The 15,903-nt window shown below is 73.2% G+C and carries 11 protein-coding genes; 7 read left to right on the top strand and 4 right to left on the bottom strand.

Annotated features, from left to right (window positions below):
* The first annotated feature begins 347 nt into the window (after positions 1 to 347).
* The 4 genes from ACF1BE_RS33895 to ACF1BE_RS33910 all read left to right on the top strand — a co-directional run bounded on the left by ACF1BE_RS33895 (position 348) and on the right by ACF1BE_RS33910 (position 4,807).
* Positions 348 to 3,143 (top strand): nitrate- and nitrite sensing domain-containing protein, encoded by a 2,796-nt coding sequence (locus ACF1BE_RS33895; RefSeq protein ID WP_392202838.1) that lies wholly within the window; start codon positions 348 to 350, stop codon positions 3,141 to 3,143.
* Complete coding sequence (locus ACF1BE_RS33900; RefSeq protein ID WP_121789835.1) at positions 3,140 to 3,574, top strand: roadblock/LC7 domain-containing protein; 435 nt, start codon at positions 3,140 to 3,142, stop codon at positions 3,572 to 3,574. Before ACF1BE_RS33895 ends, ACF1BE_RS33900 begins: the two co-directional genes overlap by 4 nt.
* Before the next feature lie 9 nt (positions 3,575 to 3,583).
* Positions 3,584 to 3,979 carry a DUF742 domain-containing protein gene (locus ACF1BE_RS33905; protein WP_392202839.1) on the top strand — a complete coding sequence of 132 codons (396 nt, stop codon included), beginning with the start codon at positions 3,584 to 3,586 and terminating at the stop codon, positions 3,977 to 3,979.
* Between the two features lie 222 nt (positions 3,980 to 4,201).
* On the top strand, positions 4,202 to 4,807 hold the full coding sequence (locus ACF1BE_RS33910; RefSeq protein WP_392202840.1) for an ATP/GTP-binding protein: 606 nt from the start codon (positions 4,202 to 4,204) through the stop codon (positions 4,805 to 4,807).
* A 461-nt stretch (positions 4,808 to 5,268) separates the two neighbouring features.
* Here the strand turns inward: ACF1BE_RS33910 and ACF1BE_RS33915 are convergent, their stop codons facing one another.
* A complete protein-coding gene (locus ACF1BE_RS33915) occupies positions 5,269 to 6,921 on the bottom strand; it encodes an EAL domain-containing protein (RefSeq protein WP_392202841.1) in 1,653 nt (550 codons plus the stop codon).
* A 296-nt stretch (positions 6,922 to 7,217) separates the two neighbouring features.
* Here ACF1BE_RS33915 and ACF1BE_RS33920 point away from each other — a divergent pair, with 296 nt between their 5' ends.
* A complete protein-coding gene (locus tag ACF1BE_RS33920) occupies positions 7,218 to 7,754 on the top strand; it encodes an NUDIX domain-containing protein (RefSeq protein WP_392202842.1) in 537 nt (178 codons plus the stop codon).
* A gap of 10 nt (positions 7,755 to 7,764) precedes the next feature.
* On the opposite strand, the gene ACF1BE_RS33925 is transcribed toward ACF1BE_RS33920, so the two are convergent.
* Positions 7,765 to 10,032: a glycoside hydrolase family 31 protein gene (locus ACF1BE_RS33925; RefSeq protein WP_392202843.1), complete on the bottom strand. Its 2,268-nt coding sequence runs from the start codon at positions 10,030 to 10,032 to the stop codon at positions 7,765 to 7,767.
* A 214-nt stretch (positions 10,033 to 10,246) separates the two neighbouring features.
* Here ACF1BE_RS33925 and ACF1BE_RS33930 point away from each other — a divergent pair, with 214 nt between their 5' ends.
* Positions 10,247 to 12,214, top strand: coding sequence for an acetoacetate--CoA ligase (locus ACF1BE_RS33930; RefSeq protein ID WP_392202844.1), 1,968 nt, complete (start codon positions 10,247 to 10,249; stop codon positions 12,212 to 12,214).
* Between the two features lie 100 nt (positions 12,215 to 12,314).
* Positions 12,315 to 13,208: a hypothetical protein gene (locus tag ACF1BE_RS33935; RefSeq protein ID WP_392202845.1), complete on the top strand. Its 894-nt coding sequence runs from the start codon at positions 12,315 to 12,317 to the stop codon at positions 13,206 to 13,208.
* A gap of 88 nt (positions 13,209 to 13,296) precedes the next feature.
* Here ACF1BE_RS33935 and ptsP read toward each other — a convergent pair whose 3' ends face one another.
* Both ptsP and ACF1BE_RS33945 read right to left on the bottom strand, forming a co-directional pair.
* Entirely contained in the window at positions 13,297 to 14,967 is a 1,671-nt protein-coding gene (ptsP, locus tag ACF1BE_RS33940) for a phosphoenolpyruvate--protein phosphotransferase (protein ID WP_392202846.1), read from the bottom strand.
* 74 nt (positions 14,968 to 15,041) lie between these two features.
* The gene (locus tag ACF1BE_RS33945; protein ID WP_392202847.1) at positions 15,042 to 15,491 is read right to left on the bottom strand and encodes a PTS glucose transporter subunit IIA; all 450 of its coding nucleotides are present in this window, start codon (positions 15,489 to 15,491) and stop codon (positions 15,042 to 15,044) included.
* Positions 15,492 to 15,903: the final 412 nt, after the last annotated feature.

Raw genomic sequence — 15,903 nt, forward strand, 5'->3', positions numbered from 1 at the left:
CCGGCTTGCGCCGCATTACGCCGCCGGGCTGCCGGACGCGGCTCCCGTGGCCCGTTCCGCCCCGAATTCCGTAGAGGAGGACGAACAAGACCACCGGAAGATTCCCACCCGGCGACAAGTTTCAGCCAACCCCCGGTCAGTGCGGCCGCGGCCCGGCGCGTCGCGGGCGCCCGGAGGACGGTGGCAATCTCCCGCAATGCCCGGACAACTCGTCATCTCTCGCCTCCGGTGCGGAAGTTCGCCCTCCGGACATGTCTTCGAGCCGACGGTGCGGCGGTAGTAGGCTCGCGCCGTTTGTTGACGAACATGTGCGCCCCCGGCCGGTGGGGGTCGAGCTGGGGGAGGCCATGCGCTTTCGCGGGAAGTCGATCCGCCGGAAGATCGTGGCGCTGCTCCTCGTGCCGCTGTTGTCCCTGACCGCCGTCTGGGGCTTCGCCACGGTACTCACGGGACGCGAGGTCGCCCATCTGTTCCGCGTGTCGGACGTCGTGGAGGACATCGGCTACCCGACCGAGGACGCCGTCCGCGCCCTCCAGCAGGAGCGCCGTCAGACGCTCGTCTACCTCGCCGATCCACGGGCGGCCGAGGCCCTCACCGCACTGCACCGCACACGTACCGCCACCGACCGGGCGATCGCCGAGGTCGGGAAGAACGCCAAGGACCACGACCTGCGCGACGGCATGGACGCCGACGACAACGACGACCTGACCGCCGTCCTGGACGCCTTCAGGGGCCTCGACCCCCTGCGCCGAGGCGTCCAGGAGGGCACCGTCAGCCGGACCCAGGCCCTCGACGCCTACAACCGGCTCGTCGACCCCTGCTTCGCCCTGCTGGCCACCCTCGACGGCATCGACGACGTGGAACTCGACAAGCAGGCCCGTGCCCTGGTCAACCTCCTCCGCGCGCGCGAGCTGCTCTCCCGCGAGGACGCCCTGCTCGGCTCCGCCCTCGTGGTCGGCCGGATCACCGGCGAGGAGAGCCGCGACGTCTCCGACCTCGTCGCCCAGCGCACCCTGCTGTACGACATCAGCCTGCCGCTGCTGCCCTCCGAGGAGTGCGAGCGCTACGAACGTGTCTGGAGGAACGCCACCACGGCCCCGCTGCGGATGACCGAACAGACCGTCGCGGGCGTGGACTCCGGCACCCCCCGCGGTGTCACCGCCAAGAGCTGGGACACCGCCGCGGCCTCCGTCCTGGACGAACTCGGCACCCTCGACGACCAGGTCGGCGACCGCCTCCAGGACCGTACGCACCCCGTCGCCGTCGGCGTCATCCTCCAGGCCGCCGTCTCGGGCTTCCTCGGACTGGCCGCCCTGCTGTTCTCGGTCGTCCTCTCCGTGCGGATCGGCCGTCGCCTCATCCGCGACCTGCGCCAGCTGCGCATGGAGGCGCACGAGGCGTCCGGTGTCCGGCTGCCCAGCGTGATGCGCCGCCTGTCCGCGGGCGAACAGGTCGACGTCGAGACCGAAGTGCCGCGCCTGGAGTACGACAAGAACGAGATCGGCGAGGTCGGCCAGGCACTCAACACCCTCCAGCGCGCCGCCGTCGAAGCCGCCGTCAAACAGGCCGAGCTGCGGTCCGGTGTCTCCGAGGTCTTCGTGAACCTGGCCCGCCGCAGCCAGGTGCTGCTGCACAAGCAGCTCACGTTGCTCGACAGCATGGAACGCCGGACCGAGGACACCGACGAACTCGCCGACCTCTTCCGCCTGGACCATCTCACCACCCGTATGCGCCGGCACGCCGAGGGCCTGGTGATCCTCTCCGGCGCCGCGCCGTCCCGGCAGTGGCGCAGACCCGTGCAGCTGATGGACATCGTCCGCGCCGCCGTCGCCGAGGTCGAGGACTACGAGCGCATCGAGGTCCGGCGGCTGCCGCGGGTCGCCGTCACCGGCCCCGCCGTCGCCGACCTGACCCACCTCGTGGCCGAACTCCTGGAGAACGCCACGGTGTTCTCGCCCCCGCACACCGCCGTACAGGTCCTCGGCGAGCGGGTCGCCAACGGCTTCACCCTCGAGATCCACGACCGGGGGCTCGGTATGACGGCCGAAGCGCTCCTGGACGCCAACCTGCGGCTCGCCGAGACCCCCGAGTTCGAACTCTCGGACACCGACCGGCTCGGTCTGTTCGTGGTCAGCCGCCTCGCCCAGCGCCAGAACGTCCGCGTCTCCCTCCAGCCGTCACCGTACGGCGGCACCACCGCCGTCGTCCTCATCCCCGACGCGCTCCTGACCGAGGACGTCCCGGACACCAACGGCACCGGTTTCCGGCTGGACCGCGACCGCCCGGCCAAGGGCGCCGAACAGGCGGTGGGCCGCGCCGCCGGCCGGTCCCCGGCGCCGCTCCAGCTGCCCGGCCTGCCGACCTCCCTGCTGGACGGCCCGGTCGAACTGGAGGCACCCGTCGATCTCGACGCCCTCGACGACTTCCCCGGCGTTCTCGCGGACGAGGACAGCGAGCGTGGCGGCCTGTTCCGCCACCGCCGTCCCCGTTCGGCCGCCGACGACGAGGCAGCCGCCCCGCCGGCCGGCCGGCTCCCGCACGACGGGACCGGCGACCGCGGCCCCGTTCCGCTGCCCCGGCGGCAGACGCCCAAGCTCGTCAGCTCGCACGGCAAGCCCGTCACCGAGCAGCGCCGTCGTGGCGAACCGGACCGGCAGTCCGCCGCCGCGCCGCGCCGCTCCGACACGGGCGGCCCGGCCCCGCTGCCCGCTCGTCGCCGTGGTACGGCCCCGCTGCGCCCCACCGACCCCGCCGAGGCCCCCGGGGCACCCGCCGCCGGCGCCGGCGAGACGCCCGAGGTACCGGGACTGCCCAGGCGGACCCGGTCCGGCCCGGGCGGCCCCGGCGACACGGCACCGCCGCGCGGCGGCAGCACCGCGTCCGCCGGTGACCCGTCCGCGGAACCGGACACCGGGCCGCTGCCCCGGCGCGTACGCCAGGCCAGCCTGGCCCCCCAGCTCAAGCGGGCCACCGAGCAGTCGGCCGAGCGCGCGGCAGAGCCCGCCGACCGCGATGCCGACGAGGTCCGCAACCGGATGGCCTCGCTCCAGCGTGGCTGGCAGCGTGGCCGCGAGGAGAACGCCTCGGGCGACGGGGCCCGGAACGGCACAGCACAAGGAACGACTAAGGGGGACGGTCGATGACCGCACCGAAGGCGACCGGCCACACGGCGACGAACCAGGGGGAGCTGAACTGGCTCCTGGACGACCTCGTCGACCGGGTGGCCAGCATCCGCAAGGCCGTCGTCCTGTCCGGCGACGGACTGGCCACGGGCGTGTCCAAGGACCTCACCAGGGAGGACGGCGAGCATCTGGCCGCCGTGGCTTCCGGTTTCCACAGCCTCGCCAAGGGCGTGGGCCGTCACTTCGACGCGGGCAGCGTCCGGCAGACGGTGGTCGAGCTGGACGAGGCCTTCCTGTTCGTCACCGCCGCCGGGGACGGCAGCTGTCTCGCCGTCCTCTCGGACGCCGACTCCGACGTCGGGCAGGTCGCCTACGAGATGACGCTTCTCGTCAAGCGGGTCGGCGTGCATCTGGGCACCGCCCCGCGCACCGATCTGTCCGCAGGCGGGTAGTGGGATGACATGAGCGCAGACGGTCAGGCAGGAAACCACTGGTTCGACGACGAGGCCGGGCCGGTCGTCCGTCCGTACGCCATGACGCGCGGCCGCACCACGAGTACGGCCCAGCACCGCCTCGACGTGATCGCGGTGGTCGTCACCGAGCCCGGCACCGGGGACCCGGAAGCCGATCCGGCCCTGTCGCCGGAGCATGTGGAGATCGTCGGGCTCTGCCGGGACACACCCCAGTCGGTCGCCGAGCTGGCCGCGGAGCTCGACCTGCCCATCGGCGTGGTCCGCGTTCTCATCGGCGACCTCGTGCACGCCGAACTCGTCCACGTGACGCGCCCGGTGCCCCCGGCCGAGCTGCCGGACGAGAGCATCCTGCGCGATGTGATCAATGGCCTCCGGGCGTTGTGACCGGCGCGGAAGGGCTTGGTGACGTGACCGGCCGGCGGCTCGGCCACGCCGTCGGACGCCGCGCGTCGGTCCAGCCTCCATGACCCGGTCGGGGAGCGTCCGCCGGCCCGCGCGGTATCCCGGCGGACGCCCGGTGCCGACGGCGTGTCCGTCTCCGAAACCCCTGGTGCCGGCGGCTGCGGCCGACCGTCGCCCGACCCCCATCAAGCAGGAGAGAGATCGATGATCTTCGGGCGTTCTGAGCGCGGCAAGCCTCCGGTCGAGCCCGTCACGCTCAAGATCCTCGTGGCCGGCGGCTTCGGCGTGGGCAAGACGACCCTCGTCGGCGCGGTCAGCGAGATCAGGCCGCTGCGCACCGAGGAACTGCTCACCGAGGCGGGGCGGCCGGTGGACGACACCAGCGGTGTCGAAGGCAAGCACACCACCACGGTGGCCATGGACTTCGGCCGCATCACCCTGCGTGAGGACCTCGTGCTGTACCTTTTCGGCACGCCCGGGCAGGAGCGGTTCTGGTTCATGTGGGACGAGCTGTCCGAGGGAGCGCTCGGTGCGGTGGTCCTCGCCGACACGCGCCGCCTGGAGGACTGTTTCGCCGCCGTCGACTACTTCGAGCGGCGCTCCATTCCCTTCCTGGTCAGCGTCAACTGCTTCGAGGGTGCGGCACGTTACCCGGTCGAGGCCGTCCGCCAGGCCCTCGACCTGGACGAGGACGTACCCGTCCTGCTGTGCGACGCCCGGGACCGGGAGTCGGTCAAGGAGGTACTGATCGGCGTCGTCCGGCATGCCATGCAATACGCGGCCGACCGCCGCCAGGCCGTCACCGGCTGACCGCCCGGACCGCGGCCGTCACCGGCCGACCGCGTTCACCGCCGCCGAGCGGCGGGCACGGCCCGTACCCCCGCCGACCGGGGTACGGGCCGCGGTCCTGTGCGGCGCGCCCGCGCGCCTCCCTCGGCGCCGCTACGCGTCGACCGAAACCGGCGCTCGCTTCCCGGACGGCGCCCGTGCCACTTCCGCCATGGCAGGGCCGGTCCCCGCCACCCCGCCCGGCGTCCATGCCGAGCGTGCCGTCCCAGTCGCACCGCCCCGGGGGACGGGTCGTGGAGCAGGACAGATCCGCGCCGCAGGTCCTGATAACACCGAGAATGTACGGCGATGTCGGCTGACACCGGGAAGTGTTCACCGGCGTCCCGGGGGCGTCAAGGTTGCCGACGGCAACGGTGACACCGTCGCGCCCACCGGGCCCGGCGGCGCGGGCGCGTGTCGGCCCACGCACGCGCGGGGGCGGTTCACCATCCCGGCTCGGCCGTCGCGTACCCGGCCCGTGCCGCGGCCGGTCCCGGGCCGCCGCGCCGGACCTCGTGGCCGGGGCACCCGGCGCGCCCGAGCACCCAACTGGCACCGTTCAGCGCCTTGGCCGCCTTCTTCAGCGGAGCGAGCTGGGCGGCGGCCTGGTGGTGGTCGCTCACGCTGCCCGCCTGGCAGACGACGGTCGCCAGGGAGAGCGTGACCGGCCGCCCGCCCGCCGACCAGGGGGCGTCGAGCACGGCGGCGACGAGCGGGCGGAGCGCGTCCTCGTCGGCCAGCACCAGGAAGTCGTCTCCGCCGATGTGCCCGACGCGCGCGGGCCCCGCCACCGCCTGCTGAAGCGCCCGGCCCACCGCGCGGATCAGCTCGTCCCCCGCGGCGAACCCCGCGCCGTCGTTGACCTGTTTGAAGTCGTCGATGTCCAGCCAGCTGAGCGCGAAGGCCCGGCCGTCGCGGATGCGCCGGTCCACCTCGCCGACGATGGCGTCGGAACCGGGCAGCCGGGTCAGCGGGTTGAGCCCGGCCGCCTCCTCGACCCGGCTTTCGGCGAGCGCCCGCACGAGGTCCGCCAGCCGTACGACTCCCACGCACCGGCCGTGTCCGTCGACCACCGCCACGTCGTCGGAGGTCCGGTCCCGGCCGCCGACCGCCACCACGTCCAGCACCTCCCAGGCCGTGGCGCCGGCGCCCACCGTGCGGGGCGCGTCCCCCAGCTTGACGGCCGGCCGGTCGGCGTACAGGGCGTGCCCGTAGCGGCCGGACATCGACAGCAGGAAGCGCGAGCGGTGCACCGACCGCACGGGCCGCCCGGCGCGGTCCACCAGCAGCACTCCGGAGATGTCCGGGGACCCGGTGAGCAGCGCCCGGACCTGCCCCGCCGACGCGCTCACCGGCAGGATGGCGGCGGGGCGCACGAACTCCCGCAGCGACGGCCCGGAGCGCGGGGCGGCCGGGGCACCGTGAGCCCGCGGCGGAACGTATACGTCCGCGACGGGGATCCGGGCCGGCGGCGCGAACAGCTCGCCCTGGGCCAGCTGCGCGCCGGCCGACAGCGCCACCGCGTACTGCCGTTCGGTCTCCACGCCCTCCACGGCGACCAGGGCGCCCAGCTCCTCGCACAGTGTCCGCATCGCCCGCACCGCGGCCGGCCGCGCCAGCAGGGACGCGTCGAGCTTGACCAGGTCGGGGGAGAGGTCGGTGAGCAGCCTGAGCGGCACGTCACCGTCACCGATGCCGTCCGCGCTGATCCGGAAACCCTGCTCCCGCAGCGAGGCCACCGCCTCCAGCAGCGCCCGCTGCGGCACGTGCGTGCAGGGCGGGACGATGTCGACCGTCACCTCCCAGGGCAGGCGCCCCGCCGCGCGCACGGCGTCGTGCAGCGGTGTGAGGCCGCCGAGGTCGGCGAGCGTCGCCGCGAACACGTTCAGGTGCAGCGGCAGCAGCGTCTCCTTGAGCGCCGCGGCGCGGAACGCCAGCACGGCCAGCCTGCCGTCCAGTTCCGGATCGCGGCGGGCCTCGGCCAGGACATCGCCGCTCTCCGGACGGGCGAGCGTCTCCAGCGCGGCGACCGCGCCCGTCCTCAGGTTGACCACCGGCTGGAAGGCGAAGCGCAGAGTATCCGTCCAGGAGTGCACGGCAGCATGATGGCGCCGCCCGCGCCCGCCCAGGCCCAGTTCATGAGACGTTCACGCAGCATTCCGAGCCGATCACGGAGCGTGGGCATCCCGGTCGCGGCAGTGGACGCCCCCGCGAGGGAAGAAGTCCGGGGTGCAGGCCGTTTGGTGTGAACCGAACGGCCCCGTACGGCGTCGTGGTAGAGGAAGGGTGGCCGGGATCGACGGGGGTGATTCCGGCCACCCTTTCTGTTCCGCTCATTCCCGGCACAACAGCGGCGGAAGACGTCCGTCCCCTGATCGGATACAGTCCGCGCGTGTCCGAAACCCAGCATCCGACTGTCAACTCCGCTCCGAACTCCCACTGTTCGAGCTGCGGAGCGCCCTACGGAGAGGGCATTTCCGGCTGGCCCCGCACCTGCCCGTCCTGCGGAACCGTCGCCTACCGCAACCCGCTGCCGGTCGCGGTCGCGCTCCAGCCCGTGTACGACACGCAGGGCGCCGCCCTGATCGTCATCACCCGGACCGTCGCCCCCGCGCGCGGAGGCACGGCCCTGCCCGGCGGCTACATCGACGACCGCGAGGACTGGAAGCAGGCCGTCGTACGCGAACTCGGGGAGGAGACCGGCATCGACGCGGCCGCCCGGGACGTGCGGCTCGTGGACGCCATGAGCTCACCCGACGGGCACCTGCTGCTGTTCGGGGCCCTGCCCGAACGCCCGGCCGACGGACTTCCGCCCTTCGTACCCACGGCCGAGACGGACGGCCGGCATCTGCTGCGCAGGCCCGCGAAACTCGCCTTCCCGCTGCACACCGCCGCGGTGCGGGCTTGGTTCGAGGGCCGCTACGCCTGAGCCCGGCGCCTCAGCCCAGCCCCCGCACGCGCACCGGCCAGGGCGGTTCACCCGCGCCGTCCTCCCGCTCCCGGGTGACCACCACCCGGTCGCCCTGCCGGCGGGCGACGTAGTGTTCGATCTCCGTGTCGTCCCACCCGTCGCCCACGCCGGCCACGACCGGGCCGCCCCCCGTGCGTCCGCGCGCGGGGGCCCACACCTCCAGCTCCAGCCCGCCGTCGGCGCCCCGCACCGGCAGCACCGCCCCCGCGCGCGCGAGCACCGGTATCCGTGACAGCGGCGCGTCCACGACGACCTGTGCCGGACCCTCGTAGGCCTTCTCCGTCACCGTGTCGTACCAGCGGCCCCGCGGCAGCCGCACCGCGCGCCGGCCGGCCCCGGAATCCAGGACCGGGGCGACCAGCAGCCCGTCACCCAGCAGGAACGCGTCCTCGCAGTCGCGCAGCGCCCGGTCCTCCGGCGCCGCCCACCACAGCGGCCGCACATAGGGCGCACCGGTCCGCCGCGCCAGATGCGCCAGCGTCAGGAAGTACGGCAGCAGCCGCCGCCGTTCGAGCAGCGCCGCACGCGCGTGCTCCAGCACCTCGGCGCCGAACTCCCAGGGCTCCCCGCGCCCCGCCCGCGGCTGCGTGTGCGTGCGGAACAGCGGCAGATACGCTCCCAGCTGCAACCACCGCAGATACAGCTCCGGTGACGGAGCGCCGTCGCGATCCCCCACGCCCGGACCCGAGTACGGCACCCCGCACAGCCCCAGCCCCAGCACCTGCGACAGCGACGCACGCAGCCCCGGCCAGCCCGTCGCCACCTCCCCCGACCAGGTGCCGCCGTACCGCTGCGAACCCGCCCAGCCCGAGCGCGAGAACAGGAACGGCCGCTCACGGGGCGACAGCTCGCGCAGCGCCTCGTAGGCCGCCCGGGCCACGCACAGTCCGTGCACGTCGGGCCCGTCCAGGGGGTACCGGGCGGAACGCGGCGACGCCGTCCCGAGGGAGGCGCAGGACACCGCCTCGTGCCCGTCCTGCCAGACCCCCGCGAAGCCCTGCCCCAGCCGCTCCCCGTGGAGGTCGCGCCACCACGCGCGCACAGGCGCGTCCCGCACCCCCGCGCCCACGGCCGAACCGCCGTCGCGGGCGGCGCCGTACGGTGCCGCCCCCACCGCCGCGCCGACGACCGACACCAGCCGGATCCCGTCCCGGCGAAGCTCCTCCGCCAGCACCGGCAGCCCGGGGAAACGCTCCTCGTCGACATCGGACACCCGCCGGTCGTCGTGACGACCGACATCGAGGTGTAGGGCGTCCAGCGGCAGCCCCCGCTCCTGATAGCCCGTGACGACCCGGCGCACCTCCTGCTCATCGCCCAGCCCCCACCGCGCGTGCTGATGACCCAGCGCCCACGCGGGCGGCAGCGCGGGCGCCCCGCTCAGCGCGGCCCACGCGTGCAGCACGCGCGCGGGAGTGCCCACCACCACCCAGCAGCGCAGCGGACCGCCGTCCATCCGCAGTTCGCAGTGCCCCACCCGGTCGTGCCCGGACCCGGCCCCCTCCTCTCCCTCCCGAAGCACCACGGTCCCGTCCCAGGTGGTGTCATGGAACACCAGATGCGTGCCCGCGTCGGCCACCACCAGCTGCACCGGTATCGCCGGATCCGACCGCTCGTCACCCGGCCCGGACGCACGGCCGGGAGCGGCGGCCCACAGCCGGTGGGCGCCGTCCCGCAGCCGGGGCCCGCACGCGCGCCCGCCCAGGCCGAAGAACCGGGCGTCCGCCGCCACCTCCGAGCGCTGCACCCACCGGGCCGCACCCCCGCCGACCGGCTCCCACCAGCGTGGCGGCAGATCCCGCCGCAGGGTCACCCCGCCCGGCGTGCACACCTCGACCGCGCCGTACCGCGAGACGACGACCGTCATCCGCTCGGCCACCACCCGCCAGCCGCCGTCCTTGTCCGGCTCCAGCACCGCCCGCGGATCCGGTTCGGGGCCGCTGCCCGCGAGCGCGTACGACGGCTGGGGACCGGCGCCGTCCCACCCCCGGAAAACCGCCCCGTTCACCGCCACGACGATCCGCAGCTCCGAACGGCCGAACCGGATCAGACCACCCCCGGGACCCGGCTCCACGCCCCGCACCTGCCCCGGCACACGGGCCAGCTCCGGCCCTCGCGGCGGCAGCCCGGCGGCGTCGACCCGCCTGCCGCGCCAGGCGCCCCGTACGGTACGCACCCCCCGAGCAGCCCACCCCGAACCGACCACACTCACCGAACGCACCAGGTCACGACCGTCCATGCCGCTCACCCTGCCACCGAGCGACCCACGCGCGTGCGGCGTTCAACTGCCGTTCACCCGTGCCGGCACCACATCTTCATGACAGGGACTATGTGGGGGACACCCTGGTGCAGAAATCGATCACATGGCATCGTCCCTGTCAGCCGCGTCACGCGCACACCCCAGCCCGTGCGCGGACCGACGCCCACGACGCGCACAGCCCGGGAGCCGCCCCATGTCGACCGCGAACCCCAAGCCGCTCTGGCAGCCCGATCCCCAGCGGATCGCCCAGGCCCGCATCACCCAGTTCCAGGCATGGGCCGCCGAACACCACGGCGCCCCCGCCGACGGCGGCTACCCGGCCCTGCACCGCTGGTCCGTCGACCAGCTGGACACCTTCTGGGAAGCCGTCACCGAGTGGTTCGACGTACGGTTCTCGACCCCCTACGCGCGCGTGCTCGGCGACCGCGCCATGCCCGGCGCCCACTGGTTCCCCGGAGCCACCCTCAACTACGCCGAACACGCCCTGCGCGCCGCGGCCGACCGCGCCGCGGAACCCGCCCTCCTGTACGTCGACGAGACCCACGAACCACGCCCGGTGACCTGGTCCGAGCTGCGCCGCCAGGTCGGCTCCCTCGCCGCGGAACTGCGGACCCTCGGCGTACGCCCCGGCGACCGCGTCAGCGGCTACCTCCCCAACATCCCGCAGGCCGTCGTCGCCCTCCTCGCCACGGCCGCCGTCGGCGCCGTGTGGACCTCCTGCGCCCCCGACTTCGGCGCCCGCAGCGTCCTCGACCGGTTCCAGCAGGTCGAACCCGTCGTCCTGTTCACCGTCGACGGCTACCGCTACGGCGGCAAGGAGCACGACCGCCGCGAGACCGTCACCGAACTGCGCCGCGAGCTGCCCACCCTGCGCGCCGTCGTCCACATCCCGCTGCTGGGCACCGAAGCACCCGAAGGCGCCCTTGAGTGGTCGGCACTGACGGCCGGGGACACCGAGCCGGTCTTCGAACAGGTCCCGTTCGACCACCCGCTGTGGGTCCTGTACTCCTCCGGCACGACCGGTCTGCCCAAGGCCATCGTCCAGTCGCAGGGCGGCATCCTGGTCGAACACCTCAAACAGCTCGGCCTGCACTGCGACCTCGGCCCCGAGGACCGTTTCTTCTGGTACACCTCGACCGGCTGGATGATGTGGAACTTCCTCGTCTCCGGCCTGCTCACGGGCACCACGATCGTCCTGTACGACGGCAGCCCCGGCCACCCCGACACGGGCGCCCAGTGGCGGATCGCCGAACGCACCGGAGCCACGCTCTACGGCACCTCCGCCGCCTATGTCATGGCCTGCCGCAAGGCCGGCGTCCACCCCGCCCGCGACCACGACCTGTCCACGGTGAAGTGCGTCGCCACCACCGGCTCCCCGCTGCCCCCCGACGGCTTCCGCTGGCTGCACGACGAGGTCCGCGACGATCTGTGGATCGCCTCCGTCAGCGGCGGCACCGACGTCTGTTCCTGCTTCGCCGGAGCCGTCCCCACCCTCCCGGTGTACACCGGCGAACTCCAGGCCCCCGGCCTCGGCACCGACCTGCAGTCCTGGGACCCGAGCGGGGAACCCCTCGTCGACGAGGTCGGCGAGCTGATCGTCACCAACCCCATGCCGTCCATGCCGATCCGCTTCTGGAACGACCCCGAGGGCACCCGCTACCACGACAGCTACTTCGACACCTACCCCGGCGTCTGGCGCCACGGCGACTGGATCACCGTCACCTCCCGGGGAACCGTGATCATCCACGGCCGCTCCGACTCCACCCTGAACCGCCAGGGCGTCCGCATGGGCTCGGCCGACATCTACGAGGTCGTCGAACGCCTGCCGGAGATCAGGGAATCCCTCGTCATCGGCATCGAACAACCCGACGGCGGCTACTGGATGCCGCTGTTCGTGCACCTCGCGCCGGGAGCCACCCTCGACGAGCCACTCCTGGACCGCATCAAGCGATCCATCCGCGAACAGCTCTCTCCCCGCCACATCCCCGACGAGATCATCGAAGTGCCCGGCATCCCGCACACCCTCACCGGCAAGCGCATCGAGGTCCCGGTCAAACGCCTGCTGCAGGGAACCCCCCTGCAGCAGGCGGTCAACCCCGGCTCCATCGACAACCTCGCCCTGCTCGGCTTCTACGAGGAACTCGCCCGCAAACGCGCCTGAACCAGCCGGACCCCCCCGCACGATCACCGGCGGCACCCCCGTTGTCAGTGCCGCCGGTTACGTTGAGTGAGCATCGATCGACTGCGCACCAGGGGGAAACATGGCGCACACCGACCACCGGACCATGCGACGCGTCCTGCGCCGCGAGATCGCCGGCACCATCGGCGTACTCACCGACGAACACGACTTCCGCGCCATGCGGCGCTACCGCAGCTTCACCTTCGACGACCACACGGCCTACCTCCAGCAGATGGAGACCGTCCTGCGCACCCGCGCCGCCCAGGGCACCCACACCACCCTCGCCCTGTTCGACCCCGAGGACTACGCCGTGTACTGCGCGGACACCGGCCTGGATCCGGAAGCCCCGGCCAGCCGCTCCCGGTTCACCGCGGAACTCGCGGCCACCGGCCCCACCATCCCCTACGACGGCCGGCCCCTCGCCGACCTCCTGCCCGCCCTCGTCGACGAAGCCGTACGCCAGGCCACCTGGGAGTACGCCACCACCCTCCTGACCCGACTCGGTCCCTGCCCCACCTGCGGCGAGGACATCGGCAGGGCGGCCTTCACCCGCGCCGCCGACCTGGTGGTCCGCATCCTCGACACCGCACCCCCCGGTGACCGGCACCTGGTCTGCACCGTCTCCGCGGCACCGGACACCCTCGTCGCCGTCCTGCACGGCGACCAGGACCCTCACGGCGCGACCCGGCTGGACGAGGCCGAGGCCCTCGAGTTCACCGGCGTCCTCGCCCTCGGCCTCGCGACCCGCAGCCCCGGCGGCCTCGTCATCCGCACCACCGCCACCGGCACGGCCGACCAGATCTACGGCTGGCGACTGCGCGCCGGTGCCCTGCGACCCCTGACCGCGTCCGAGGTTTTCGACGCCTACTGCACGGACGTCGAGACCGGTGACCTGATCTCCCCGGAGTCCGGCGTCGACTACCGCGAGCCGCCCGACCTCGGAGCGGACAGCACGGCACCGGACCACCGCCACTGAGATCCGGCGGCCGGACAGACACCGAGGGGCGCCCCACCCCAAGGCAGGACGCCCCTGAGCCCCGCACGCCGGAGGCGCGCCGGTACGGCTACTCGCCGGACAGCACCGCCTGAGCCGCGCCGCGCGCCTCCTCGGCACTGTCCGCCGCACGCGCCGCCGCAGCGGCCCGCTCGCACTGCGCCAGCGTGTACTTCGCCAGCGTGGCCCGGACGTAAGGAATCGACGCCGCGCCCATGGACAGGGAGGTGACACCCAGACCGGTCAGCACACACGCCAGCAGCGGGTCGGACGCGGCCTCACCGCACACCCCGCAGCTCTTGCCCTCGGCCCTGGCCGACTCGGCCGACAGCGCGACCAGGTCGAGCAGCGCCGGCTGCCACGGGTCCTGCAGCCGAGACACCGCACCCACCTGCCGGTCCGCGGCGAACGTGTACTGCGCCAGATCGTTGGTGCCCAGCGACAGGAACTCGACCTCCTGAAGGATCGAGCGCGCCCGCAGCGCGGCCGACGGGATCTCCACCATCGCGCCGAACTTGGCCCGCAGCCCCGCCTCCCGGCAGGCGTCCGCGAACGCCTTGGCGTCCCTGCGGTCCGCCACCATGGGCGCCATGACCTCGAGGTAGACGGGCAGCCCCTCCGCGGCCCGCGCCAGCGCGGTCAGCTGCGTGCGCAGCACGTCCGGGTGGTCCAGCAGCGTCCGCAGGCCCCGCACACCCAGCGCGGGATTCGGCTCGTCCGCCGGCGTCAGGAAGTCCAGCGGCTTGTCGGCGCCCGCGTCCAGCACACGCACGACGACACGACCCTCGGGGAACGCCTCCAGCACCTGCCGGTAGGCCTCCACCTGCTTCTCCTCGGAAGGCGCGTTCTTGCTGTCGTCCAGGAACAGGAACTCGGTACGGAACAGACCGACACCCTCGGCCCCCGCCTCCACGGCCGCCGGCACGTCCGCGGGCCCGCCCACGTTGGCCAGCAGCGGCACCTTGTGCCCGTCCGCGGTCACCCCTGGCCCGGTCGACGCGGACAGCGCGGCCCTGCGCTCGGCGGCCGAGGCCTCCAGCGCGGCCTTCTTCTCGTCACTCGGGTTCACGAAGACATCGCCGGTGCTGCCGTCCACGGCCACCACCGTCCCCTCGGCCAGCTCACCGGCACCCGGCAGCGCCACGACGGCCGGCACACCCAGCGCACGCGCCAGGATGGCGCTGTGACTGGTCGGCCCGCCCTCCTCGGTCACGAAACCGAGCACCAGAGACGGGTCCAGCAGCGCCGTGTCCGCGGGGGCCAGGTCCCGGGCCACCAGCACGTAAGGCCGGTCACTGTCCGGGACGCCCGGCATCGGAACGCCCAGCAGACGGGCGACGATGCGGTTGCGCACGTCGTCGAGGTCGGCCACCCGGCCGGCGAGGTACTCACCCGCACCGGCCAGCAGCTCCCGGTACGCCGCGAAGGCGTCGTACACGGCGCGCTCGGCCGTGCTGCCGACGGCGATCCGCCGGTCGACGTCCGCCATCAGCTCGGGGTCCTGCGCCATCATGGCCTGCGCCTCGAGCACGGCCTGGGCCTCACCCCCCGCCAGGTTGCCGCGCGCCATCAGGTCGGCGGCGACCGCGTCCACGGCCTGACGGGCGCGGCTCTGCTCCCGCTCCGCGTCCTGCGCGGGGATCTGCTTGGCCGGCGGTTCCAGGACCGCCGTACCCATGTGCCGAACCTCGCCGATCGCCACGCCATGGCTCACGCCGACGCCTCGCAGCGTTGTCTCCATCTCACCGTCTCCGATAGTGCGGCAGATCCCGCCGCGGTGGTTGTGCTGTCCGCCGCCCTACGACGGCACTGCCGTCAGTTCCAGGAGAAGAGGCCGTCGCCGGTCTTCACATCACCGCTGTCACGGAGATCGGCGAGGGACTCGGCGGTGGCTTCGAGCGCGACGACCGGGCACACCGGCGACTTGCCGGCGGCCTCGACCGAGGCGGGGTTCCAGCGGACGATGCCCTGGCCGCGCCGCACGGTGTCGCCCTTGCTGACGAGCAGCTCGAAGCCCTCGCCGTTGAGCTGGACCGTGTCGATGCCGAGGTGCGTGAGCACGCCGTGTCCGCTTTCGTCGACCACGACGAACGCGTGCGGGTGCAGGGAAACGATGACGCCGTCCACGGGCGAGACGGCCTCGGAGGGTTCACGCACGGGGTCGATCGCGGTACCCGGGCCGACCATGGCCCCGGAGAAGACCGGGTCCGGCACTGCGGCCAGTCCGATGGCCCGTCCGGAGAGAGGGGACGTCACGGTGGTCATGGGAAGCCTCCCAGGAGTGGAGCCGCTCGCGGGCCGTCACCGGTACTCCGGAACGGCGCGTCGAGCAGCAGGGTATGTCATGTGAAGTGGTGGTTCCGTATGGAAGCTAGCACCTAGTGGTCTAGACCACCAACCCGACGGATTTGCACCCGCTCCGAGGCCCCGTGTACAGTCGTAACCCTGCTCGGGGCGGTGCGGCGCGCAACAGCGTCCTCGCCCGGCAGAACCCAAACTCGTCAGATCCTATCTCTGGGTCTCCTTCTGCGTGCTCGCAGGAGGGTGGTCAGGGAGACGGAAGAACCCTGGTAGAGTTTGAGACGCAAGACCGAAGGGAAGCGCCCGGAGGAAAGCCCGAGAGGGTGAGTACAAAGGAAGCGACCGTTCCTTGAGAACTCAACAGCGTGCCAAAAGT

It is taken from the genome of Streptomyces sp. NPDC014991 (assembly GCF_043080665.1).
GTDB lineage: Bacteria > Actinomycetota > Actinomycetes > Streptomycetales > Streptomycetaceae > Streptomyces.